This is a genomic window from Limnomicrobium aquaticum (genome assembly GCF_040545545.1).
In the GTDB taxonomy this organism is placed as follows: Bacteria; Pseudomonadota; Alphaproteobacteria; order Rhizobiales; family Rhizobiaceae; genus Ensifer_A; species Ensifer_A aquaticum.
In genome coordinates this window covers 361,499-384,505 of record NZ_JBEPMB010000001.1, presented here as the reverse complement: position 1 = coordinate 384,505, position 23,007 = coordinate 361,499, and the positions used below count along the sequence as shown (strand labels likewise).

Genomic DNA, 23,007 nt, shown 5'->3' with positions numbered 1-23,007 from the left:
GCGACCCCTTGATAAGCCAAAGTGGCTGCGGTGCAAACGGTCTTAACGAAAAATTGATGGTCAATAATTCGTTAAGATGTTGAAAATACCATATAAAGGCCGAAATGTTCGTCTAGTAGGCCTCAATATAGTCACGATTCACGGTGTTCTCTGTGCGCTTCTTCCGTCTCGCTCTCGCAGTTTCAGCCATTTCCTTCGTTGGCCTCGCCGCCATTCCGGCTGAGGCACAGCAGGCCTATGGGCGTGGAAATACGGTTCTCGTGACGCCGGATGGCGACATTCTTGACTACATTCCCGAGCAGGGCGCAGTCACCTTCCGCCGCGATGCCTATGGCCGCCGCGTGCTGGTCGATCGCGATGGCTACATCATCGCGACCGAAATGCCGGCAGCGCGCGCGGACCGGCGCGCCTCGACCTATCGCGACCGCGGCTTCGGCATGGATGCCGCCCCGTGGGATCCCGGCTATGACGACAACCGCCGCGCCGATCAGGGCGGCCTCAACGACGACAATTTCGCCACCGGCACGATCCCGCGCGGCCGCTTCGGCAATGATGGCGACATCACGCGCCAGCCCCTGCCGGACCAGCCCGAAGATCAGGCGACTGGCCGTCCGCGGCAGAACAATGATGGCCTGACCAATCCCGACGACACCCAGACCGCCTCGATCGGCCCGAACGACATGCCGGCCAACGACCTGCCGGAATCGCTGGAAAGCCCCGCGCCCAAGATCAATTTCACCGGAAAATCGCGCGCCGAAATCGCAGCCCTTCAGGTCTATCTCGATCGCATGGGCATGTCGCCGGGCGTCATCGACGGCAAGAAGGGCTCGAATGTCGAAAAGGCGCTGCATGCCTATGAAGTGACGACGGGCGACAAGATCGATCCGCGCAATTCGGAAGACATCATGAACCGCCTCGCCACCGGCGGCGGCCTGCCCTTCATGGACTACACGATCACCCCTTCGGATGCCGCCGGCCCCTATGTCGCCTCGATCCCGGAAGACTATTCGCAGAAGGCGACCATGCCTTCGATGGGTTACACGCGCGTGACGGAAATGCTCGCCGAGCGCTTCCATATGGACGAAAGCTATCTGATCGAACTGAACCCCGGCGTCGATTTCAACACGCCTGGCACTGTGGTGAAGGTCGCCAATCCCGGTCCACCGAAGACGGGACAGGTCACGCGCATCGTCGCCAACAAGGCGATCAAGGAAGTGCAGGCCTTCGACGCACAGGGCAATCTCGTCGCGGTCTATCCGGCCTCCATCGGCTCCGCCGACACGCCCTCACCGTCGGGTACGCATACCGTCGCCCGCGTGGCCTTCAATCCCAACTACACCTACAATCCGAAGATCAACTTCAAGCAGGGCAACAACACCAAGGTGCTGACCATTCCGCCGGGTCCGAACGGCCCGGTCGGCAATGTCTGGATCGCGCTGGACAAGCCGACCTACGGCATCCACGGCACGCCCGATCCATCCAAGATCGGCAAGACCCAGAGCCACGGCTGCGTGCGCCTGACCAACTGGGATGCGCAGGAACTGGCCAAGATGGTCAAGCCCGGTACGATCGTTCAGTTCATCGATTGATCCAACAAAAGGAGCGCCGGAACCGTAATCTCGGTTCCGGCGCTCGAATTTGGTGAGGTGCTTGATCGGGAACGATCAGGCGGCGCGCTGCCGCAGCCGTGCGGCCAGACCCAGCGGCTGTTCACGGCGCTTGGCCGGCAGCAGACGCTTCAGTTCCAGCGCCAGCACGCGGGCATTCTCGCGGGCCTTGTCGAGATTGGTGATACGGGCCGGATCGGCCTTGTGCAGCATCGTGCCGAGATCGAAAATGTCGCGGAAGGCCGAGCGCTCAAAGATCGGTGTTTCGAGAACATTGACGCCGCGCGACACCAGCAGGTCCTTGATCGCCGAAAGCGCCCGCGTCGTCGCAATCGAACTCACGCGCGTCAGAACCACCGAATGCGGGATCGTGATTTTCGCCTGGTTCTTCATATGCGCCAGAAGCTCGATGACCTGCGCCGCCCCCTTGGCATCCATCGCACAGCCCTGAACAGGGATCAGAACGTGGTCGGAAAGACCAAGTGCCGTTGCCAAAAGCGGGTCGCGCTGGCCGGGAAGATCGATGATGAAGAAGTCGATCTGGTCGCGCATCTCGCGGATATGCGTCTGCATCGAGGCGACAGTGACTTCGGAAATCACGGTCAGGCTCGGATCTTTCCCACCGGTCTCGTACCAGTTGGTGATCCACTTCTGCGGATCGGCGTCAAGCACGGCGACGCGATAGCCCTGGCGGACATATTCGGACGCCAGCAGCAGAGCCGCCGTCGTCTTGCCTGCGCCGCCCTTTGTATTTGCAAGTGAAATGACCGGCATTCCAAACCCCCTGATTGGCCCGCCGGAACCCCATCCGGCTTGAAGGACCATGCGATGTTCGCTGCTTCGCGATGGGTATAGATTGCGTAAATCATGGTTAACGGAGCCTTAAAGCCGACTGCAGCAATTAACGATCCGCCAACCAGCGCCGACGCAACACACGAATCTCGAACAACTTGGGAAAAGCCTCTGCAGATTGGCTTACGCAAGGCTGGAGCGACATGGGAGAAGCGCGGTCCAAGGCCCTCCATCCACAACGAAAAACGCCCGCGCGTGAGCACGGGCGTTCGAGAGAGATCGGGATACCGCAATCAGATCGATTCGAGGAAGAGCTTCTTGGCGGCCTCGACCGTCAGTTCGACCGGATTGCCACCCGTCGACGGATCGGCAACGGCCATGACGGACATTTCGTCGATACGATCCGTCTTGACGCCGAGCGCTGCCAGCTTGTCGGGAATGCCGAGTTCCTCGCGCAGACCGAGAACGAAGTCGTAGAAGCCATTGAAGCCACCGGCAATGCCGAGATAGGCGGCAGCCGCCGCAATACGATCCTCAATCGCCGGACGGTTGAAGCGGAGCACCGGCGGCATGACGACGGCATTCGTGGTGCCGTGATGCGTGTGATAGATCGCGCCAACCGGGTGGCTAAGCGAGTGGATCGCGCCGAGGCCCTTCTGGAAGGCGACAGCCCCCATGGCGGCAGCCGACATCATATGCGTGCGGGCTTCGATATCCGTCCCGTCCTTGTAGGCGCGCGGCAGATATTCCTTCACCAGCCGCATGCCTTCGAGCGCAATGCCCTGGCTCATTGGATGGTAGAAGGGCGAGGAATAGGCTTCCAGGCAATGCGCGAAAGCGTCCATGCCCGTGCCGGCCGTGATGTGCTTCGGCATGCCGACCGTCAGTTCCGGATCGCAGATCGTCACACCCGGCAAGAACTTCGGATGGAAGATGATCTTCTTCGTTTCGGTCACCGAATTGGTGATGACCGAGGCGCGGCCGACTTCCGAGCCGGTTCCGGCCGTCGTCGGCACGGCAACGATGGGCGCAATGCCTTCGACCGAGGCGCGAGTCCACCAGTCGCCGACATCCTCGAAATCCCAGACGGGGCGCGTCTGCCCGGCCATGAAGGCCACGCATTTGCCCAGATCAAGGCCCGAGCCGCCGCCGAAGGCGACAACGCCGTCATGACCGCCATCCTTGAAGGCCTTCACGCCGGCCTCAAGGTTCTTCTCGTTCGGGTTGGGATCGACATCAGCGAAGATCGCCCGGCCAAGGCCACCGGCCTCCAGAATGTCGAGCGCTTGGCTTGTGATCGGCATGGTCGACAGACCACGATCGGTGACGAGAAGCGGCTTCTTCATGCCGAGCGACTTGCAGTGATCGGCCAGTTCCTTGATGCGCCCTGCCCCCATCTTGACGAGGGTCGGGTAGCTCCAGTTTGCAGTAATCGACATCTTAGAGTGCCTTCTTGAGGTGATAGGATTTCGGACGGGTCAGATTGTGGAAGCCGATGATGGAGAGCGAACCGCCACGGCCCGTATCCTTGCAGCCTGTCCAGCACAAAGCCGGATCGACATAATCGGCGCGGTTCATGAAGACCGTGCCGGTTTCCAGATCGCGGCCAAGACGCGCAGCGCGGTCGGCATCCTTCGTCCAGAGCGAAACTGTCAGACCGTATTTGCAATCGTTCATCAGTTCGAGCGCTTCCGCATCGTTCTTGACCTTCATGATGCCGACAGCCGGACCAAAGGTCTCCTCGCGCATGATCTCCATCGAATGATCGACATCGACGAGGATCTGCGGAGCAATGTAAGCGCCGCCATCGTCCGCCGGGAAGAGCTTGGGATCGACCAGCGCCTTGGCGCCCTTCGACACGGCCTGCGCGATCTGCTCGCGCACGGTCGCGGCAAAGCGCTTGTGCGCCATCGGGCCGAGCGTCGTTTCCCTGTCGAGCGGATTGCCGAGCTTGTAGTTCGACACCCAGGCCACCGACTTCTCGACGAATGCGTCATAGAGGTTTTCGTTCACATAGATGCGCTCGATGCCGCAGCAGCACTGGCCCGAATTGTAGGTCGCGCCATCCATGAGCGTGTCGACGGCCGCATCCAGATCGGCGTCTTCCATGACATAGCCCGGATCCTTGCCGCCAAGCTCGAGACCCGTGCCGGTGAAGGTGCCGGCAGCCGCACGCTCGATATTGCGCCCGCCCTCGACCGAACCGGTGAAGTTGATGAAGTTGAAGGAGCTTGCAGCGATCAGCTTCGACGTCGTGTCATGATCGAGGAAGACGTTCATGAACACGTCTTCGGGAACGCCCCCCTCGTTGAAAGCCTGCACGAAGCGCTCGCCGACGAGCAGTGTCTGCGAGGCATGCTTCAGCACGACGGTATTGCCCGCCATCAGCGCCGGCGCAATCGTGTTCAGCGCGGTCATGTAAGGGTAGTTCCACGGCGCGATGACGAAGACGACGCCATGCGCCTCGCGCTCGATATAGCGCTCGAACTTGTCCGAGCTTTCGACCTTCAGCGGCGCGAGCGCTTCCGCCGCAATGGTCGCGACATAGTTGGAGCGCTCGTTGAAGCCCTTGAACTCGCCGCCATAGCGAACCGGACGGCCCATCTGCCAGGCGAGTTCCTCAACCACGACATCGGCCATTTCATTCAGCCGCGCCACGCCCTTCAGCACGAGCTGCACGCGCTCTTCCAGCGGCCGCTTCGCCCAGGCCTTCTGCGCCTTGCGCGCGCGCGCCACGGCAGCCGCCGCATCGTCAAAACTCATCGCCGGACGTTCGGCATAGACCGAACCGTCAACCGGCGAAATGCATCGGATCATCGTCATCTTTCACTGCTCCAGTTTAACAGGCCAGTACTTTCACATGGCCTGCCGCGCCATAGGCTAGAACTGCCCGGTCGCGGGTAATAATGGTCAAATCATGTTCGCGCGCGGTGGCGACGAGAATGCGGTCGGCGGGGTCGTTATGCATCGGCGGCGGCAAAAAGGAAGCTGCCACGAGGATTGAGGGAGTGACTTCCAGAACGCTCGCCTCCCGATCTTTCAAAAAGGTGTGGAACCAGTCGATTGGAGAGCGGGTAAGATTGAGCCTTCCCTTCGCCACGAGCATCCCAACTTCCCAAGCGCTGATCGCAGAGACGTGAAAGACCGCATCTTTAAGCTCCAGAGCGCCCTGAGCCGCCGGCGAGATCATTGCGTCAGGCTGCGACATAAAGAGCATGAAACATGTGTCAAAGATGAATCGGGTATTCATAGTCATCATCGTAGACACGGCCCCATTCCGGATCTGCTGGCTCGGTCACATCAACCCCTGGAGGAATGGTGACCGTACCCTTCATCCGAGCACGCACACGCTCGTAATAGGACATCTGCTCTTCGCGGCCAGGCTGGTTCGAATCAATACCCATCTGAGAGCTTGCGCGATCGTCCATCACAAACGCCTCCTGCCCCTTCTCCGCAAAGCCTACAGCCTCACCGCGCCGACGCGCCGCCACCTCGTTGATCGAAACCCCGAGATAGCCGGCGATGCCGTCCTGCTCATCCGCACTCATCTTTCGTTCGCCCTTGAGCATCCGCGACACCGCGCTCGGATCGAGGCCGAGCGCGCGGGCCATGGCCCGCAGCGACCGCCCATCCTTCTCCAACTGACGATAAAACCATTCGCTATCGATCATGCGACACTCCATTTTCAGGCATTTCCGGACGCAAAACCGTTTCACACTTTTGCTGGAAATGCTTTCAGGTCATCAGATCATATTGCGAAAATAACATCGCGTAGAGATTTCAGCAACGCCTGTTGCGATTATGCCCGCTCGAAGCCGCGCGCCACCTCCCAGTCCGTGATCTTGCGATCATACTCTTCCTGTTCCCATTCCGCCGCGCGGACATAGTGATCGACTACGCCATCGCCGAAGGCTGAGCGCAGCAGCTGAGACTTGTTGAGCGCATCCGTTGCTGCGCGCAGCGTCTTCGGCACCTCGCGGATTTCGCCTGCCTTGTAGGCATCGCCCGTGAAGGGATCTTCAAGCGGCATCTGCTTTTCGATACCGTCAATACCGGCGGCGAGAAGCGCTGCGAGCGCCAGATAGGGGTTGAGGTCGGAGCCACCGACGCGGCATTCGATGCGGATAGACTTGCTCCCCTCGCCGCACAGACGATAGCCCGCGGTGCGATTGTCCTTCGACCAGATGGCCTTGGTCGGGGCGAAGGTGCCGGCGACGAAGCGCTTGTAGGAGTTGATATAGGGCGCGAGGAAATAGGTCACTTCCTCGGCATGGGCGAGCAGGCCCGCCACATAATGCTCCATCATCTTCGACATGCCATAGCGGCCATTCGGATCGTAGAACATCGGCTTGCCGTCGAGCGACCAGAGCGACTGGTGGATATGCGAGGAGCTGCCGGCCGCCGCATTGCTCCACTTGGCGAGGAACGTGATGGCCTTGCCGCGCGCCCAGGCGATTTCCTTGGCGCCGTTCTTGATGATCGCATGCTGGTCGGCGGTCACCAGCGCCTCGTCATACTTGACGTTGATTTCTTCCTGGCCGGCAGACGCCTCGCCCTTGGAATTCTCGACCGTGATGCCGGCGCCATAAAGCCCGTTGCGGATCGCCCGCATCACGTCTTCTTCCTTGGAGGTCTGGAAGATGTGGTAATCCTCGTTATACCCCGAGCAGAGACGCAGATCGCGATAGCCGCTCTCGCGCGCGTCATCATAGGTCTGATCAAAGAGGAAGAATTCAAGTTCGGTCGCCATATAGGCCTTGAGGCCCATCGCCTCCAGCCGCTTGACCTGCTTCTTAAGGATCGCGCGCGGCGAATGCGGAACCTCTTCATGCGTATGATGGTCGAGCACGTCGCAGATGACCATGGCGGTGCCTTCGAGCCATGGAATGCGCCGCAAGGTCGAGAGGTCCGGCTTCATGGTGTAGTCACCATAGCCCGCCTCCCAGCTCGTCGCCTTGTAGCCTGGAACCGTTTCCATCTCGATATCGGTCGCGAGCAGGTAGTTGCAGCTATGCGTTTCATGCCAGCCGCTATCGAGGAAATACTGCGCGTGGAAGCGCTTGCCCATGAGCCGGCCCTGCATGTCGACCTGCACGGCCAGAACCGTATCGATCCGGCCCTCGGCCACGTCCGTCTTCAAGGTCTCGAAATCGTATTTGGCGCTCATCAGAAGCTGTCCCTGTTCCCTTTCGGCCGCTCGGGGGCCGTTTTGTCTTTATTGATTTGTCGAAGGCGCTCCGGCCAGCGATAGCCGGAGCGCAGGTGTCTGCAGGCCCGGTCAGGATTCGCCGACAGCGTGTTCAGCGGCGGCAATTTCCGCCTGGCGCTTGGCCACTTCCTCGCCGATCGGCGGGCCCTTGAAGCGTTTGTTTTCAAACGCCAGCCAGACGATGCCCGTCAGGATCAGGAAGCCGACCGTGATATAGGCGGCATACTGGTTCGGCGGCTGCACGCCGATGACGAAGATCACGACCATCGCGATCACCGCGAGCACCGCGACCAGCTTGTACAAACCGGCCCCCATGTTCCACGGTCCCATCGCCGGCCACTTCTTCGTGCCGATGGCAAAGATGCCGAGCGCGATCGGGATGGCGAAGGAGAGGAACAGGAAGATGACCGTGCACGACACGACGATCGTGTAGGCCGTCGAACCGGCAATCTCGACCAGCGAAGCGCCCCATACGAAGAGAACGGACAGTGCGCTGCCGACCCAGATTGCGGTCGATGGCGTACGGAACTTTCGGCTGACACTTGCAAGTGCCTTCGACATCGGCAGGCCGCCATCACGCGAGAACGCATAGATCATGCGCGACACGGATGTCACGGTCGCAAGACCGCACAGGAACTGCGAAATGAAGATCGCGACATAGAGAATGTTCTTCACGACCGGGTTTGCAACGCTGTCCATGGTCCAGAAGAAGACGTTCCAGCCCTGCTTGGCCGCATCATCCATGTTCGGGATGGCGAGCAGGAAGGCGATGAGCATGATGTAGCCGAAGAAGGCGGACCACCAGACCGATGAAACCATGCCGCGCGGCACGGATTCGGCCGCCTTGACGGTTTCCTCCGAGGTATGAGCAGAGGCGTCATAGCCGGTGATCGTGTAGATCGGCAGCAGCAGGCCGAGCGCGAAGATGTACCAGATGCTGTCGCTCTTCGGCCAGACGGCAGAAGCGTCCGGCTGGCCTGAATAGTTGGTGAAGGTCCACAACCGGCTGAAATCCCAATGCGCCGCGCCGAAGAAGCAGACCAGCGTCAGTGCGATTGCGGTGATGAAAATCAAATAGCCCGACATGTCTGTGAGCTTCGCCGTCAGCTTGATGCCGAAATGGTTGATCAGCGCCTGAACCGCTGTGATCAGCGCCACGAAGATGATCTGGTTGGCAAAGCCGGCCGAGGTCGTCGCATCGACATTGATGCCGAGCCACGGTCCGATGGAGCCTGAGAAGAAGCCCCAGGTGCCGGCGTTGATGGCGCCCAGAACCGTGACGAGACCGAGCAGGTTGAACCAAGCCGTCACCCAGCCGGTGAAGCGGTTACCGAGGATGGAACCCCAGTGATAGAGGCCGCCGGCCGTCGGATAGGCCGAAGAAATCTGCGCCATGGCGAGCGCGAAGACTGCAGAAATCGCGCAGCCAAGCGGCCAGCCGAGACCGATCGCCGCCCCGCCCGCTCCGGCTGTTGCCTGCGCGAGCGAGTTGATGCCGCCCGACAGGATGCAGATGATCGAGAAGGAAATGGCGAAGTTCGAAAACGAACTCATCCGCCGTTCCAGTTCCTGGGCATAGCCCATCGAATGCAGGATCGCGAGATCCTGTTTCTTGTCTGAGTCTGAATAGTTACTCATCGCTTCAGTTCCCCTGTTTGCGCCGTACCGACGCCAATGTCGTCCAGTTCAGTTTTTGTGGCTTCTGACATTCACGAAGGTCTTGTTATTGTTGTCCTGTTGGCCGATCGCCTGCGCGATCAGCTCCGCCAGGTATCCGGCCATGACCCCTTGGCCGGCTTCATCCGCGATGAGGTCATTCCTGACCTCGATCATGACATTGGGAATTCCGCGGGAAATTCCGTGAAGGATGAGACTGTGCGTCACGCCATCGGCCGGACCGTAAGGCTCGTTTCGACGCACGTCATGGCGACGATCTCCAGCCGTCGCAGCGAGTATTCCGTCGGCAAACCGGGTATCGGCATCGTGCAGGATGCCGACTTCCACGGTACGCGGCTTGCCGAAATAGACAGGCGTGAAACTGTGAACAGTGATCACCGAAGTTGCAAGCCCGCCGCAGGTCCGCTGATCGATCAGCGCCGAGACGGCCGAATGAAACGGCCGGTAGAGTGCCTGCGTCCGGGCAAGCCGCTCGGCCCCATCGACAGCCTCATTTGCGGGAACCGAGTAAATCTCGCTCTTCATCGGCATAGAAGCCGGAGACTCGGGCGGGCGATTGCAGTCGTAGACAAGGCGGGAAAACTTCTGGAAGACGAGCGGGCTGTCGAAACGGGCGGAAAGCAGCCGCGCAACCGCAAGCGCACCCGGATCCCAGGCGATATGCGAATTCCGCGCTTCATCGCTGAGACCCATGTCGCCCATGGCGCGCGGAAGGGTGGAAGACGCGTGTTCGCACACGATCACGAAGGGCCCCAGACCCCTCTCTCGCTCGATACCGACCGGATCGCCCTCATCCGGAGAAAGAACGCATTCCCACTTGCGCATCATCAAATCCCAGAACCCCAATTCTGAAAAATGTTCTTCAAAAAAAGATCGATGTCAATTCGCTTCTGAAATTATCTTTTCAAAAAAATGCGCGTTGACTCGGGCTGGGTTACTGCGGATAGAATTGTGACAATGTCGGCGACAGACCGACCGAAGGCGTTCATCAAGGTCCAGACCGAGGTTGCGCCAACGAAGATGAAAAGAAAACGGTGGGGACCGGCACGCATTCGATTGCGGCACGCTTCGCCAGAGGGTGAACTGATCTGTGACCGGAAACTTGAAAACAGTTTCGGACATCATCGGCGCGAGCTATGACACGCTCACGCGGGCCGAGAGGCAATTGGCGGAAACGCTTCTCGACAACTATCCCGTCTCCGGCCTCGTTTCGATCACGGCGCTGGCGGAGAACGCGCGGGTGTCGACACCCACCGTCGTGCGCATGGTCCAGAAGCTCGGCTTCTCCGGCTTTCCAGATTTCCAGTCGCGCCTGCACCAGGAACTGGAAGAAACCATTTCCAACCCGATTTCCAAACATGATCGCTGGGCGGCCGACGCACCGGGCACGCATATTCTGAACCGCTTCGCCGATGCGGTCGTCGCCAACATGCGCGACAGCCTCGCCCACATGTCAATCCCGGATTTCGACCGGGCGGCGTCCGAACTGTCGAACCGGAAGAAGCCCGTTTATCTCGCCGGCGGCCGCATCACGCATGCGCTCGCGGACTATTTCTTCACGCATCTGCAGGTCATTCGCTCCGGCGTAACGCTCATTTCGACCAATCGCAGCACATGGCCGCAATACGTGCTCAACATGCGGCCGGGCAACATCCTCGTGCTCTTCGACATCCGCCGCTACGAGCAGGAAATGGAAACGATGGCGAAGATCGCTGCCGAGCGCGGCATCTTCATCATCCTCTTCACCGACACCTGGGGCTCGCCCATCGTCAAGCATGCCAAGGTCGTTTTCCGCCTCAACATCGAAGTGCCCTCCGCCTGGGACTCCTCCGTCATGACCCTGGTGCTCGTGGAGGCCCTGATCGAGGCGGTGCAGAGCGCCAACTGGGATTCGACGCGCGAACGCATGAGCGATCTGGAAGAGCTTTTCGACACCACCAGCCTGTTCAGGAGACCTATCAGACGAGAAAAGCGGGGGAAGCAGCAGACCTGATCGAAGCGCAGGCTTTCAGCCTGTCACACAAACGTTATGCATAACCAATATTCGACCGACAACCGTGCGGGCAGACCGCCGGCATCCAAGAGGAGAAGAACATGATCGAGACGTCTCTCAAAGTCCTGTCGCTGACGACGGCGATTGCCATTGCAGCGTCTGGCGTCGCCCAGGCCGGCGCCATGGAAGATCTCGTTGCCGCAGCCAAGAAGGAAGGCACGCTGACCACGATCGCGCTTCCGCATGACTGGTGCAATTACGGCGGCGCCATCGAAGGCTTCAAGAAGAAGTACGGCATTGCCGTCAACGAACTGAACCCGGATGCCGGTTCAGGCGACGAAATCGAAGCCATCAAGGCCAACAAGGGCAATACCGGCCCGCAGGCTCCGGACGTCATCGACGTCGGTCTCTCCTTCGGCCCGCAGGCCAAGAAGGACGGCCTGATCCAGCCGTACAAGGTCTCCACCTGGGGTGAAATCCCGGACAACGCCAAGGATGCCGAAGGCTACTGGTACGGCGATTATTACGGCGTCATGTCGCTGCTGGTGAACAAGGACCTCGTGAAGAACATTCCGAAGGACTGGGCCGACCTGCAGAAGCCGGAATATGCCAACATGGTTGCCCTTGCCGGTGACCCGCGTCAGGCAAACCAGGCCATTTCCGGCGTCTTCGCCGCTGGCCTTTCCGCTTCGAACGGCGACGTTGCCAAGGCTGGCGACGCCGGTCTCGAGTTCTTCAAGGGCCTGAACGCCGCCGGCAACTTCGTTCCGGTTATCGGCAAGGCCGCTCCGTTCGCTCAAGGGACCACGCCGATCATCGCCGCATGGGACTATAACGCCATGAGCTGGGGCGAAAGCCTCAAGGGCAACCCGCCCTACCAGGTCGTCGTTCCGGCTTCGGGCGTCGTCGCCGGTGTTTACGTCCAGGCGATCTCCGCTTTCGCCCCGCACCCGAACGCTGCCAAGCTCTGGATGGAATATCTCTATTCGGACGAAGGCCAGATCGAATGGCTGAAGGGCTTCTGCCACCCGATCCGCTTCAACGCCATGGCAAAGGCCGGCAAGATCCCGGCCGAACTTCTGGCCAAGCTGCCGCCGGCTGAAGCCTATGCCAAGGCCGTCTTCCCGACGCTCGAAGAACAGGCTGCCTACAAGAAGACGATCACCGAAGGCTGGGACAAGGTCGTCGGCGCCAACGTCAAGTAAGGCCCGAACCTGAAAAATACGGCTTCCCCGGGCAACCGGGGGAGCCGATCAAAAAGGCCCGATAAGGGGCCAAGATAAAAGCCGGGGACCGCATGGCAGCAACGCAACCTCTCCTCAACAGGCGATTGATCACCGATTGGCTGGGCATCGCGCCCTTTGCCATCTTTGCGATCATGTTCCTGATCGCGCCCACCGTTTATCTGGTGAGCGGCGCGTTCCTCGATCCGAACGGCAATCTGACGCTGCGGAACCTCATCGACCTGTTCCAGCCGAACATCCTTGCTGCCTACGTCATTTCCATCAAGATTTCTGCGGCCTCCGCCTTGGGCGGCGCGATCATCGGCTTTGCGATCGCCGCCGCGATCTCGCTGGGTAGTCTGCCCTCCTGGGTTCGCTCCGCCATGCTCACCTTCTGCGGCGTGGCCTCCAACTTCGCCGGCGTTCCCCTCGCCTTTGCGTTTCTCGCCACGCTCGGCCGTCTCGGCCTCGTCACCATCATCCTGCGCGACGTCTTCGGCTTCAATCTCTACGCCACCGGCTTCAACCTCCTCAGCTTCCTCGGGCTGACGCTGACCTATATGTATTTCCAGATCCCGCTCATGGTGCTGATCATCACGCCGGCGCTCGACGGTCTGAAGCGCGAATGGTCGGAAGCGGCCAGCATTCTGGGCGCGAGCCCCTGGCAATACTGGCGAATGGTGGTCATCCCGATCCTGTGGCCGAGCGTTTTCGGCACGCTGCTGCTGCTCTTTGCGAACGCCTTCGGCGCGGTTGCAACGGCCGTGGCGCTCACCGGCTCCTCGCTGAACATCGTCCCCATCGTGCTCTTCGCACAGATCCGCGGTGACGTGCTGCACAATCCCAACCTCGGCTATGCGGTCGCCTTCGGCATGGTGGTCATCACCGGCATTTCCAACTTCATCTATATCTGGCTGCGCATGCGCGCCGAAAGGTGGCAGAAATGACGGCCAAAAAATTCTGGTCCTGGCTCGCCGTCTTCGTCGCCGTGGTCTATTTCATCCTGCCGTTGGCCGCGACGTTCGAGTTTTCGTTGCGCATGCGGCGCGGCACCTATTCCTTCGACGCCTACCGCTCGGTCTTTTCCGACGAGCGCTTCGCCTCGACCTTCAGCTACTCGGTGGTCATGGCGCTGATCACCATCGCCATCGGCGCGTTGTTGATCGTGCCGACGGCCTATTGGGTGCGGCTGCGCATGCCCTATCTCAGGCCCGTTGTGGAATTCGTCACGCTGCTGCCGCTTGTCGTGCCGGCCATCGTCATCATCTTCGGCTACCTGCGCCTCTACAATTCGTCGTCCTGGCTGCCGCTGACCAATACGGATACGGGCGCCAACGCGCTTCTGATCTTCGGCTTCATGACAATGTCGCTGCCCTACATGTACCGCGCGGTCGATACCGCGATGCGGACGATCGACGTCGCGGTCCTGACCGAAGCGGCGGAAAGTCTTGGGGCGAGCTGGCCGACCATCCTTTTCAAGTGCATCTTTCCCAATGTGCTGACAGGCGTGCTGTCCGGCGCGTTCATCACCTTCGCGATTGCCGTCGGCGAGTATACGATGCCGTCGCTTCTCAACCGGCCCGCCTTCGGCCCCTACCTCGCGCTGATCGGTGCGAACCGGGCCTATGAGCCGCCGGCGCTCGCCATGATCGCCTTTGCCATGACCTGGATTTCGATCATTCTCATCAATATCACCACCCGCCTGCAAAAAGGCGCCGCTGGCGCGCGTTGAGGTCCAAATGTCCTATCTCGAACTCTCCCACGTCCAGAAGTCCTTCGGCATCGTCAAGGTGGTCCACGATTTCAACATGTCGATCGAGGAAGGCGAATTCGTCTCCTTCCTCGGACCGTCGGGCTGCGGCAAGACGACCGTTCTGCGCATGATCGCCGGCTTTGAAAGCGTGACCGGCGGCACGATCACCATTGGCGGCATCAACCAGAACGGCCTCAAGCCCAACAAGCGCAATATCGGCATGGTGTTCCAGGCCTACGCCCTCTTCCCCAACATGACGGTGGCTGAAAACGTCGCTTTCGGCCTCAAGGTCGCCGGTGCCTCCAAGGCGGAGATCGAAGATCGTGTGAAGGAAATGCTCGCCCTGATCAGTCTGGGTCATCTCGCCGACCGCTACCCCTATCAGATGTCGGGCGGCCAGCAGCAGCGCGTGGCGCTGGCCCGCGCTCTGGCCAACAAGCCCAAGGTTCTCCTCCTTGACGAGCCGCTCTCCGCGCTTGACGCCAAGATCCGCGTGTCGCTGCGCGAGGAAATCCGCGCGATCCAGCGCAAGCTCGGCATCACCACCATCTTCGTGACGCACGACCAGGAAGAGGCGCTCTCCATTTCAGACCGCATTGTCGTCATGAATGCCGGGATCGCCGACCAGATCGGCACGCCCTCGGACATCTACAACCGGCCCTCGACCCGCTTCGTCGCGGGCTTCGTCGGCACGCTGAACATTCTGGAAGCCAAGGTCGAAAACCGCGCCGCCGGCACCGTCCGCCTCGGCAGCCGCAGTGTGAACATCCCGCCGTCGCATCTGAACGGCTCGGGCGACGGCGCAGCCATCACCGTGGCGCTGCGCCCGGAGGCACTGTCGCTCTCCAGGTCGCCCTCTAGCGACGTGGCGCTCGATGGTCGCGTGACCAGCGTCAACTTTCTCGGCTCGGTCATCCGCACCCGCATGGATGTGGAAGGCCAGCAGATCTCGTTCGACATGTTCAACAATCCGGGCCTGCAGCCGCCACAGATCGGCGAGATGGCAACGGCGCATTTCAAGGCGTCCGACGTCCTCGTCATTCCGAACTGACAGATTTTGAAATCAGTCTGAGATGACGCCCGCCGCGAGGCGGGCGTTCGCCGTTCAGGCTTTTGCTATGCGCCGGTCGCACCGGCATGTTGCACCGCTTCTGCCGCGAGCGGTGCCACGGGGATGGTAATGCCCGCCGCCTGAAAAGCCGTTTTCACCTGTTTCACAACATCGCGGCTGGTCGCCCAATAGTCGCCCGCCGTCGTCCAGTAGCGCAGCGTCACGACGACGGCACCATCCGTCAAATCCGCGACAAAGGTTTCCGGCGCCGGCGCCTTCAGGACGCGGGCGTCTTCGGCGACAAGCGACAGAAGCGCGGCACTGACGCTGTCGATATCCTCCTCATAGCCGACCTTCATGTTAAGTTCGAAGCGCCGCGTCGGCAATCGGCTGAAATTGGTGATCGGCACATTCCAGAGCAGCGAATTCGGCGTCATGCGATAGAGACCATCCGCCGTTTCCAGTTCCGTCGTGAAAATCCCGATGAAGCGCACCGTCCCGGAAATCGAACTGGTCTCGATGGCATCGCCAACCCGAAACGGCCGGAGCACCAGCAGCATGATGCCGGCAGCAATATTCTGCAGCGTGCCCTGCAGCGCAAGACCGATCGCCAGCCCGACAGCACCCAGCGCCGCCACGATGGACGTCGTCTGTACCCCGAACTGCCCGAGCACCATGACAATGACGATGGCGAGCAGCGCATAGCGCAGGAAGTTGGAGACGAAGCCTGCAACCGTCGCATCCAGCCCCCGCACCTGCCCCAGCGCCACCTGACTCCAGCGAGCAAGGAAACGCGTCAGCAACCAGCCGACAATGAGAATGAGGAGTGCGCCAACTACCGAGAAGGCATATTGCACCGCAAGGGCTTCGAGCTGGGCATAGCCCAGCTTGCTGTAGTCGAACGCGTCCTGGAGCCTGCTATCCATATTTGCGGGGTCTCATCTGATAATCTCAATCGATGATAATACGCAAATTTTGGCGAAAGGTTCCAGCGGCCGCGGACGCAATATTAGAACTTGTAGCTCAGACGCGCAGTGACCGAGTGAAACTGCACGTTATTGGAGCCGTTGAAGGCAGACACGGGCACGCCAGCCCGCATCTGCTGCTGGGAGCCCACATCGAATTTTGCGAAATTGTATTCCCCGCCGACAACCCAGTTGTCCGTCAGTGCAAAATCCAGCCCCGCCCCGACGAGGAACCCGCCGACACGGCTGGAAGATTGACCGACGACAACCCCGTCAGCAATCCGCGTGTTGGTGTAGTTGAGTTCTGAATTGGCGTAGCCCAGCTTGACGTAGGGGAGCGCCCGGTCGACGGCATAACCCAAACGACCGGCTATATACCACATGCCATTGAGCCTGGTTTCGCGGATTCGGGGTATGCCGTTCAGGTTGGTCTGGCGGGAATCGCGCGCGTTGAAGAAATCGTATCCTCCCTCTGCGCCAATAACGAATGCATCGATCTGCTGCTGCGCACCGATATGCAGCCCGCCGAGGAAACTCGAGCCGTTTGTTGAAAACCGCTCATTGTTGGTAGCGGGTCCACCGACACCTGCGGTCTCTGTGTGGACATAGGAGGTCGGATTCCACGCGCCGCCCAACGAACCTCCGACAAAAATGCCTGACCAGTTCGCAGAGGACGACGGTGTGGCATCGCCAGCGATCGCAGGTTGGCATGCCAATAGAGCTACAAAACCCGCAACGGACATTTTCGGCAAAGCATTAAACTTCATGGTCGTGACCCCATCCTCAGCAACAATGACTCTGAGTTGTACACAACCGAAACATCGCGTCAAGCAATTCGAACTGACGGCGCGTCGATATTCCGCGCTATCGAATTCGCCTCACCCCTCACCCGTCAGATCGCGGCGCGCCTTATCCAGCTCTTCTGCGTAACGGCGCAGCAGATGCTGCTCGGTCAGCAGACCCATGACCTTCTTGCTCGACAGGCTGTCGACCACCGCGAGCTCTTCGGCATAGGCGATCTGGAACGTCTGAGCAGCCTCTCGCGCGTTCATGAACGGCATGAGCATCGTGTCGCGGTTGCGTGCAAGATCGGCGACGGTCGTCTTGCCTGACTGGTCGATCTCCGGCGCATAGGCATCCGCCACGATCACCATGCCGGCATAGCCACCATTCGCATCGACAGCGATCACGCGCTGGCTGGCACCGAGCGGAAACTGCTTGCGGAAATCGGATAGCGACAGGGTTTGCGGCGCGGTCTTCACATCCGGACGCATCATTCGCCCGACCGTCAGGTTGCGCATCCAGCCGACGTCGTGGGCGCTGCGGATGGTCTCGCCGCGCAGATGCAGACGCCAGGTCGAGAACGAATAGCCGAACGTCTCGCGCACCACGACCGCCGAGACGATGGAGGCAACCAGCACCGCCCCCGTAATCCCGAGATCGCGCGTCGTCTCCAGAACCAGAAAGGACATGGTGAGCGGCCCGCCGACGACTCCCACAGCCAGCGATGCCATGCCGACCAGCGAGGCATAGAGCGGGGAGAAACCATGGATCAAGCCGAGCTCGCCCAGCGCCAGCGCCACCGATTTGCCGAGGATCGCGCCGAGATAGAGGGAGGCGAAGAACAGGCCGCCGCGGAAACCGGAGCCGAGCGAAACGGCTGAAGCGAGAAGTTTGAGCGCAAACAGGACGGCCAGGAACTGCCACGTCGCAGCCCCGACAAGATCGAGATGCAGCGCTCCATGCCCGGACGAGAGCACATGCGGCGAAATCAGGCCCAAAAGCCCGACAATGCCGCCGCCCACGACTGGACGAAGCCAGACCGGGCAGCGCGAAATGCGAAACAGGTTCTCGGTCGCCGTCACCAGCTGCATGACGGTGACGGCCGCCAGCGCCCCGAGAATACCGAGAAACAGATAAGGCGCGAGTGCCGCCGCACTCATCGCCTGCGTCAATCCGATTTCGATGGGGTTCTGTTCCGCCCCCAGCCAGCTCGCCGTCAGGCTGGCAGCCAGCGATGCCGTCATGACCGGCGCGACGGCGGCCACCGTATAGGTTCCGATGATCAGTTCGAACCCGTAGAACGCCCCTGTCAGCGGCGCGCCGAAGGCCGCCGAGATGGCACCGGCGGAAGCACAACCCACCAGCGTGCGGATTTCCGCCCGGCGCAAGCCCAGCCGTCCGGCGACATGCGAGACCAGACCTGAACTCGCCTGCGTATAGCCGGCCTCCAGCCCGACAGAAGCGCCATAGCTGCTCGACACCATGGTCTGCAGCGAAACCATAAGACTTTCACGCACCGACATGCGCCCGCCATGCAGCGCATTGGCCTCGATCGGGTCAACCGGCGGACGGGTGAAAAGCCGCTTCGACAACGCCGCCAGAACCGCCATGATGACCCCGCCCGCGACCGGAACGAGAGCAAACCACGGTGAGGCCAGCGCATCCTGTCCGCTCAGCCGCTCATTCAGGGGAATCTGGAAAAGAATGCTGTGCGCATGGTTCGTGATCCAGCTCATGGCGGTCACCACCGCGCCCGCAAAGACACCGGCGAGCGCCGCGAGGCCCAGAAGCCAGATTTCGCGAAACCGGACGAGCTTCTCCCGGAGGTTCAAAACATGGCCGGATGCTGTCTGAGAGGGCACTGACACCGGAGGCTCCTCGGCATGCGTCTTCCTGCGCGCCCCCTATAAACGCCCCTTCCCGGTGAGGCAACGCCTGAAACAATATTTCCCTCCACAGGGACAGTCACACAGGCTTCGTTCCAACAATCATGCGCTTGCCGGAACAACCGCTTCGCCGGCAGATGCGTAAGAGAATGAGTTTTGCGTTCGGACAATTCCAAATTGACTATGTCTATTTCTTTTATAGACTTTAACCATCAACCCGATGGAGGTAGGAATGGTTCTCAAATCTTTCAAAGCTGGACTTGTTGTCCTTTCGCTTGCTCTTGCCGCAGGCCCCGTGCTGCCGGCTTTTGCAGGACAGGAAATCCTGAACGTTTCCTACGACCCGACGCGCGAGTTCTACAAGCAGTATAACGCGCTCTTCGCCAAGCACTGGAAGGCGACCGGCGGCGAGGACATCAAGATCAACCAGTCGCATGGCGGCTCGGGCAAGCAGGCCCGTTCGGTCATCGATGGTCTCGAGGCCGATGTCGTGACGCTGGCGATCGAAGCCGATATCGACGCGATCGCCGAAAAGACGAAGAAAATCCCCGCCGACTGGAAGACGCTTCTGCCGGCCAACAGCTCGCCCTACACATCCACCATCGTCTTCCTCGTCCGCAAGGGCAATCCGAAGGGCATCAAGGACTGGAACGACCTGATCAAGGACGGCGTTCAGGTCATCACGCCGAACCCGAAGACGTCCGGCGGTGCACGCTGGAACTTCCTGGCTGCCTGGGCCTGGGCCAAGAAGACCTATGGCGGCGATGACGCCAAGATCCGCGACTACATCACCAAGCTCTTCCAGCATGTTCCGGTTCTCGACACCGGCGCGCGCGGCGCGACCCAGACCTTCGCAGAACGCGGCCTCGGCGACGTCCTGATCGCCTGGGAAAATGAAGCCTATCTCGCCGGCGACGAGCTCGGCGCCGACAAGTTCGAGATCATCTCGCCTTCCATCTCGGTCAAGGCTGAACCGCCGGTCGCACTCGTCAAGGGCAATGCAGACGCCCACGGCACGACCAAGGTTGCCCAGGCCTACCTCGAGTATCTATACTCGCCCGAAGCCCAGAAGCTGATCGCCAAGAACTACTATCGTCCGAACGACCCGTCCAAGGCAGACCCGGCTGATGTCGCCCGCTTTGCCAAGATCGACCTCGCGACGATTGAAGATTTCGGCGGCTGGAAGAAGGCACAACCCGAGTTCTTCGGCGACGGCGGCGTCTTCGATCAGCTCTACAAGCCGGCGAAGTGATCCTGATACATGGCATCGACGCAATCCTCCCAAGGATGGCAGTGGAAGCACCCGAGCGTCATTCCAGGATTTGGAATGGCGCTCGGCCTTTCGTTGACCATGCTGACCCTGATTGTCCTCATCCCGCTCGCAGCGCTCGCGCTTCGGGCGGCAGCGCTTGGTCCGTCCGGGCTTTACGAACTGGTTCTGGATCCGCGTGTCTTCGCGGCCCTCAAGATCAGTTTCCTCACAGCTCTCGCAGCAGCCATCGCCAACGCGGTGTTCGGAACGCTGACGGCCTGGGTGCTGGTGCGCTATGACTTCTACGGCCGCCGGATCTTCGATGCACTGATCGACCTGCCGTTCGCCATGCCGACGGCTGTTGCCGGCATTGCGCTGACGGCAGTCTATTCGCCCAAGGGCCTCATCGGCCAATGGCTTGCCCCGCTCGGCATCCAGGTGGCCTACACACCGCTCGGCATCATCGTCGCGCTGATCGCCGTGGGCTTTCCATTTGTCGTGCGCACGGTGCAGCCGGTGCTCGAAGAGATCAGCCGCGAAACGGAGGAAGTTTCCGCGACGCTGGGGGCAAACCGTTTTCAGACGATCTTTTTCGTCGTGCTGCCGCCGCTCATCCCGGCGATCCTCACCGGCTTTGCGCTGGCGCTGGCCCGCGGTGTGGGCGAATACGGCTCGGTCATCTTCATTGCCGGCAACCTGCCGTTCAAGTCGGAGATCGCGCCGCTCCTCATCGTCATCAAGCTGGAAGAGTTCAATTATGCCGGCGCAACGGCCATTGCCGCCGTGATGCTGGCCATCTCCTTCCTGATGCTTTTCCTGATCAACGGCATCCAGAGCTGGAGCCAGAAGAGGTTCGGTCATGGCTGAGAAAAAAACCGTACCGCATCGCGGCCGCAACGCCATCAGCGAGCCGGCCATCGTCCGGTGGCTGCTGATCGGCATCTGCGCGCTCTTTCTCGCCCTGTTTATCCTGCTGCCGCTCGGCACAGTCATCGGACGCGTCTTCGCGGCCGGCTGGGGCAGTTTTGCGGAGACGCTCTCCGACAGCGACACCCAATCGGCGATCCGGCTCACCCTTTCGGTCGCGGCGCTCGCCGTCCCCTTCAATCTTGTCTTCGGCATTGCGACCGCCTGGGCCATTGCCAAGTTCGAGTTCAAGGGCAAGACCTTCCTGACCACCCTGATCGACCTGCCTTTCTCGGTGTCACCGGTCATCTCGGGTCTCGTCTACGTGCTACTCTTCGGTGCGGACACGATCCTCGGCCCGCAGCTTAAGGCGATGGGCTTCCCCGTGATCTTCGCCTTCCCCGGCATTTTCCTCGCCACCGTCTTCGTGACCTTCCCCTTCATCGCGCGCGAGCTCATCCCGCTGATGCAGGCGCAAGGTACGGCAGACGAAGAAGCGGCGATCTCGCTCGGCGCGTCCGGCTGGCAGACTTTCATCCGGGTGACACTGCCCAACATCAAGTGGGCGCTGCTTTATGGCGTCTTGCTCTGCAACGCCCGCGCCATGGGTGAATTCGGCGCCGTCTCGGTCGTGTCAGGCCATGTGCGGGGCAAGACCTTGACCATGCCGCTCCAGATCGAGGCCTTGTATAACGACTATGCAACCGATGGCGCCTTTGCCGTCGCCTCGCTGCTGGCGGCCCTTGCCCTCGTCACCCTTATCCTGCGCACGCTGCTCGAATTGAAGTTCGGCGCAGAGGTCGGCAACGGCCAGCATAAATAGGAATACATTGATGGATATCCGCATCGACAAAATCCGCAAGGAATTCGGCGACTTCCCGGCCCTGCACGATGTTTCGCTGAACATCCGCTCCGGCGAGCTGATCGCGCTGCTCGGCCCCTCGGGCTCCGGCAAGACGACGCTGCTGCGCCTCGTCGCGGGCCTCGAATTCCCAAGCCAGGGCCGCATCCTTTTCGGCGAGGAGGATGCCTCGTGGAAGAGCGTGCAGGAGCGCAATGTCGGCTTTGTCTTCCAGCATTATGCGCTCTTCAAGCACATGACCGTGTTCGACAACGTCGCATTCGGCCTGCGCGTGCGCGGCTCGGAGAACCGTCCGCCCAAGGCCGAAATCCGCCGCCGTGTCGAAGAGCTGATCGACATGGTTCAGCTTTCCGGCATGGAGAGCCGTTATCCCGGCCAGCTCTCCGGCGGTCAGCGCCAGCGCGTGGCGCTCGCCCGCGCCATGGCCATTGAACCCCGCGTGCTGTTGCTCGACGAACCCTTCGGCGCACTGGATGCCAAGGTCCGCAAGGACCTGCGCAAATGGCTGCGCGAATTCCACGACCGCACCGGCCACACGACCCTCTTCGTCACCCACGACCAGGAAGAAGCGCTGGAACTGGCTGACCGCGTTGTCGTGATGAGCCAGGGCAAGATCGAACAGGTCGGCTCGGCGGACGATATCTACGACCGTCCGCAATCCGCCTTCGTCTTCTCCTTCGTCGGCGACAGCGCGAAGCTGCCGGTGACGGTTGCCAATGGCGATGTCAGTTTCAAGGGTGCGCCGACGGGGCTTCGGACATCGACCCCCAATGGCGAGAAGCACATCTTCTTCCGCCCGCGCGATATCGTCCTGCAGGACGACGGCCCGGCCTTCGAAGGCCGCATCCTGTCCATGCGCCGCCTTGCCGGCGCGCGTATTGCCGAAATCGATGCGGGTCTAGGTGAAGGAGCAGAACGGGTCGAGATCGAGCTGCCGCTTGGCGTGCCGGCGGAACAGGGAAGCCTGATCCGCTTCCTGCCGCATCGCTACGCGATCTTTTGAGACTATGGTTTGGGATATATAGCCGGGGCAACCCCGGCTTCAGCG

The 23,007-nt window shown here is 60.9% G+C and carries 20 protein-coding genes and 2 pseudogenes; 11 read left to right on the top strand and 11 right to left on the bottom strand.

Annotated features, from left to right (window positions below; all coding sequences use genetic code 11):
- Positions 1–143: 143 nt before the first annotated feature.
- A complete protein-coding gene (locus ABID16_RS01915; RefSeq protein WP_435532345.1) occupies positions 144–1,589 on the top strand; it encodes a L,D-transpeptidase in 1,446 nt (481 codons plus the stop codon).
- Between the two features lie 75 nt (positions 1,590–1,664).
- Here ABID16_RS01915 and ABID16_RS01910 read toward each other — a convergent pair whose 3' ends face one another.
- The 8 genes from ABID16_RS01910 to ABID16_RS01875 form a co-directional block, all read right to left on the bottom strand.
- Complete coding sequence (locus ABID16_RS01910) at positions 1,665–2,381, bottom strand: AAA family ATPase (RefSeq protein WP_354554664.1); 717 nt, start codon at positions 2,379–2,381, stop codon at positions 1,665–1,667.
- 311 nt (positions 2,382–2,692) lie between these two features.
- On the bottom strand, positions 2,693–3,838 hold the full coding sequence (locus ABID16_RS01905) for an iron-containing alcohol dehydrogenase (protein WP_354554663.1): 1,146 nt from the start codon (positions 3,836–3,838) through the stop codon (positions 2,693–2,695).
- Between the two features lies 1 nt (position 3,839).
- A complete protein-coding gene (locus tag ABID16_RS01900) occupies positions 3,840–5,222 on the bottom strand; it encodes an aldehyde dehydrogenase family protein (RefSeq protein WP_354554662.1) in 1,383 nt (460 codons plus the stop codon).
- 16 nt (positions 5,223–5,238) lie between these two features.
- Positions 5,239–5,649, bottom strand: a complete 411-nt coding sequence (locus tag ABID16_RS01895; protein WP_354554661.1) for a type II toxin-antitoxin system VapC family toxin — start codon at positions 5,647–5,649, stop codon at positions 5,239–5,241.
- The gene (locus tag ABID16_RS01890; RefSeq protein ID WP_354554660.1) at positions 5,627–6,070 is read right to left on the bottom strand and encodes a helix-turn-helix domain-containing protein; all 444 of its coding nucleotides are present in this window, start codon (positions 6,068–6,070) and stop codon (positions 5,627–5,629) included. The genes ABID16_RS01895 and ABID16_RS01890 overlap by 23 nt, the downstream gene beginning before the upstream one ends.
- A 128-nt stretch (positions 6,071–6,198) precedes the next feature.
- Positions 6,199–7,566 carry a glutamine synthetase family protein gene (locus ABID16_RS01885; RefSeq protein WP_354554659.1) on the bottom strand — a complete coding sequence of 456 codons (1,368 nt, stop codon included), beginning with the start codon at positions 7,564–7,566 and terminating at the stop codon, positions 6,199–6,201.
- 111 nt (positions 7,567–7,677) lie between these two features.
- Positions 7,678–9,246 (bottom strand): amino acid permease, encoded by a 1,569-nt coding sequence (locus ABID16_RS01880; protein ID WP_354554658.1) that lies wholly within the window; start codon positions 9,244–9,246, stop codon positions 7,678–7,680.
- Positions 9,247–9,294: 48 nt separating this feature from the next.
- Positions 9,295–10,113 carry an N-formylglutamate amidohydrolase gene (locus ABID16_RS01875; protein WP_354554657.1) on the bottom strand — a complete coding sequence of 273 codons (819 nt, stop codon included), beginning with the start codon at positions 10,111–10,113 and terminating at the stop codon, positions 9,295–9,297.
- 262 nt (positions 10,114–10,375) lie between these two features.
- On the opposite strand from ABID16_RS01875, the gene ABID16_RS01870 reads away from it, so the two are divergent.
- The 6 genes and pseudogenes from ABID16_RS01870 to ABID16_RS23615 all read left to right on the top strand — a co-directional run.
- Complete coding sequence (locus ABID16_RS01870) at positions 10,376–11,278, top strand: MurR/RpiR family transcriptional regulator (protein WP_354554656.1); 903 nt, start codon at positions 10,376–10,378, stop codon at positions 11,276–11,278.
- Between the two features lie 101 nt (positions 11,279–11,379).
- Positions 11,380–12,483, top strand: a complete 1,104-nt coding sequence (locus tag ABID16_RS01865; RefSeq protein ID WP_354554655.1) for an ABC transporter substrate-binding protein — start codon at positions 11,380–11,382, stop codon at positions 12,481–12,483.
- 92 nt (positions 12,484–12,575) lie between these two features.
- On the top strand, positions 12,576–13,448 hold the full coding sequence (locus ABID16_RS01860) for an ABC transporter permease (protein ID WP_354554654.1): 873 nt from the start codon (positions 12,576–12,578) through the stop codon (positions 13,446–13,448).
- Positions 13,445–14,233: an ABC transporter permease gene (locus tag ABID16_RS01855; protein ID WP_354554653.1), complete on the top strand. Its 789-nt coding sequence runs from the start codon at positions 13,445–13,447 to the stop codon at positions 14,231–14,233. Before ABID16_RS01860 ends, ABID16_RS01855 begins: the two co-directional genes overlap by 4 nt.
- Before the next feature lie 7 nt (positions 14,234–14,240).
- Positions 14,241–14,979, top strand: a pseudogene (locus ABID16_RS01850) (ABC transporter ATP-binding protein); the annotation flags it as partial.
- Between the two features lie 83 nt (positions 14,980–15,062).
- Positions 15,063–15,305: pseudogene (locus ABID16_RS23615) on the top strand (TOBE domain-containing protein); the annotation flags it as partial.
- Positions 15,306–15,370: 65 nt separating this feature from the next.
- Here the strand turns inward: ABID16_RS23615 and ABID16_RS01845 are convergent.
- The 3 genes from ABID16_RS01845 to ABID16_RS01835 form a co-directional block, all read right to left on the bottom strand.
- On the bottom strand, positions 15,371–16,231 hold the full coding sequence (locus tag ABID16_RS01845) for a mechanosensitive ion channel family protein (RefSeq protein WP_354554651.1): 861 nt from the start codon (positions 16,229–16,231) through the stop codon (positions 15,371–15,373).
- Positions 16,232–16,314: 83 nt separating this feature from the next.
- A complete protein-coding gene (locus ABID16_RS01840) occupies positions 16,315–17,037 on the bottom strand; it encodes an outer membrane protein (protein ID WP_354554650.1) in 723 nt (240 codons plus the stop codon).
- Positions 17,038–17,148: 111 nt separating this feature from the next.
- Positions 17,149–18,921, bottom strand: a complete 1,773-nt coding sequence (locus tag ABID16_RS01835; RefSeq protein ID WP_354554649.1) for a chloride channel protein — start codon at positions 18,919–18,921, stop codon at positions 17,149–17,151.
- 250 nt (positions 18,922–19,171) lie between these two features.
- On the opposite strand from ABID16_RS01835, the gene ABID16_RS01830 reads away from it, so the two are divergent.
- Genes ABID16_RS01830 through ABID16_RS01815 form a run of 4 tightly spaced genes read left to right on the top strand, consistent with a single transcriptional unit; the run spans position 19,172 to position 22,962 of the window.
- Positions 19,172–20,191, top strand: a complete 1,020-nt coding sequence (locus tag ABID16_RS01830) for a sulfate ABC transporter substrate-binding protein (RefSeq protein ID WP_354554648.1) — start codon at positions 19,172–19,174, stop codon at positions 20,189–20,191.
- A gap of 9 nt (positions 20,192–20,200) precedes the next feature.
- Positions 20,201–21,058 (top strand): sulfate ABC transporter permease subunit CysT, encoded by an 858-nt coding sequence (cysT, locus tag ABID16_RS01825; RefSeq protein WP_354554647.1) that lies wholly within the window; start codon positions 20,201–20,203, stop codon positions 21,056–21,058.
- Positions 21,051–21,920: a sulfate ABC transporter permease subunit CysW gene (gene cysW / locus ABID16_RS01820; protein WP_354554646.1), complete on the top strand. Its 870-nt coding sequence runs from the start codon at positions 21,051–21,053 to the stop codon at positions 21,918–21,920. Before cysT ends, cysW begins: the two co-directional genes overlap by 8 nt.
- A gap of 10 nt (positions 21,921–21,930) precedes the next feature.
- A complete protein-coding gene (locus tag ABID16_RS01815; protein ID WP_354554645.1) occupies positions 21,931–22,962 on the top strand; it encodes a sulfate/molybdate ABC transporter ATP-binding protein in 1,032 nt (343 codons plus the stop codon).
- Positions 22,963–23,007 lie beyond the last annotated feature (45 nt).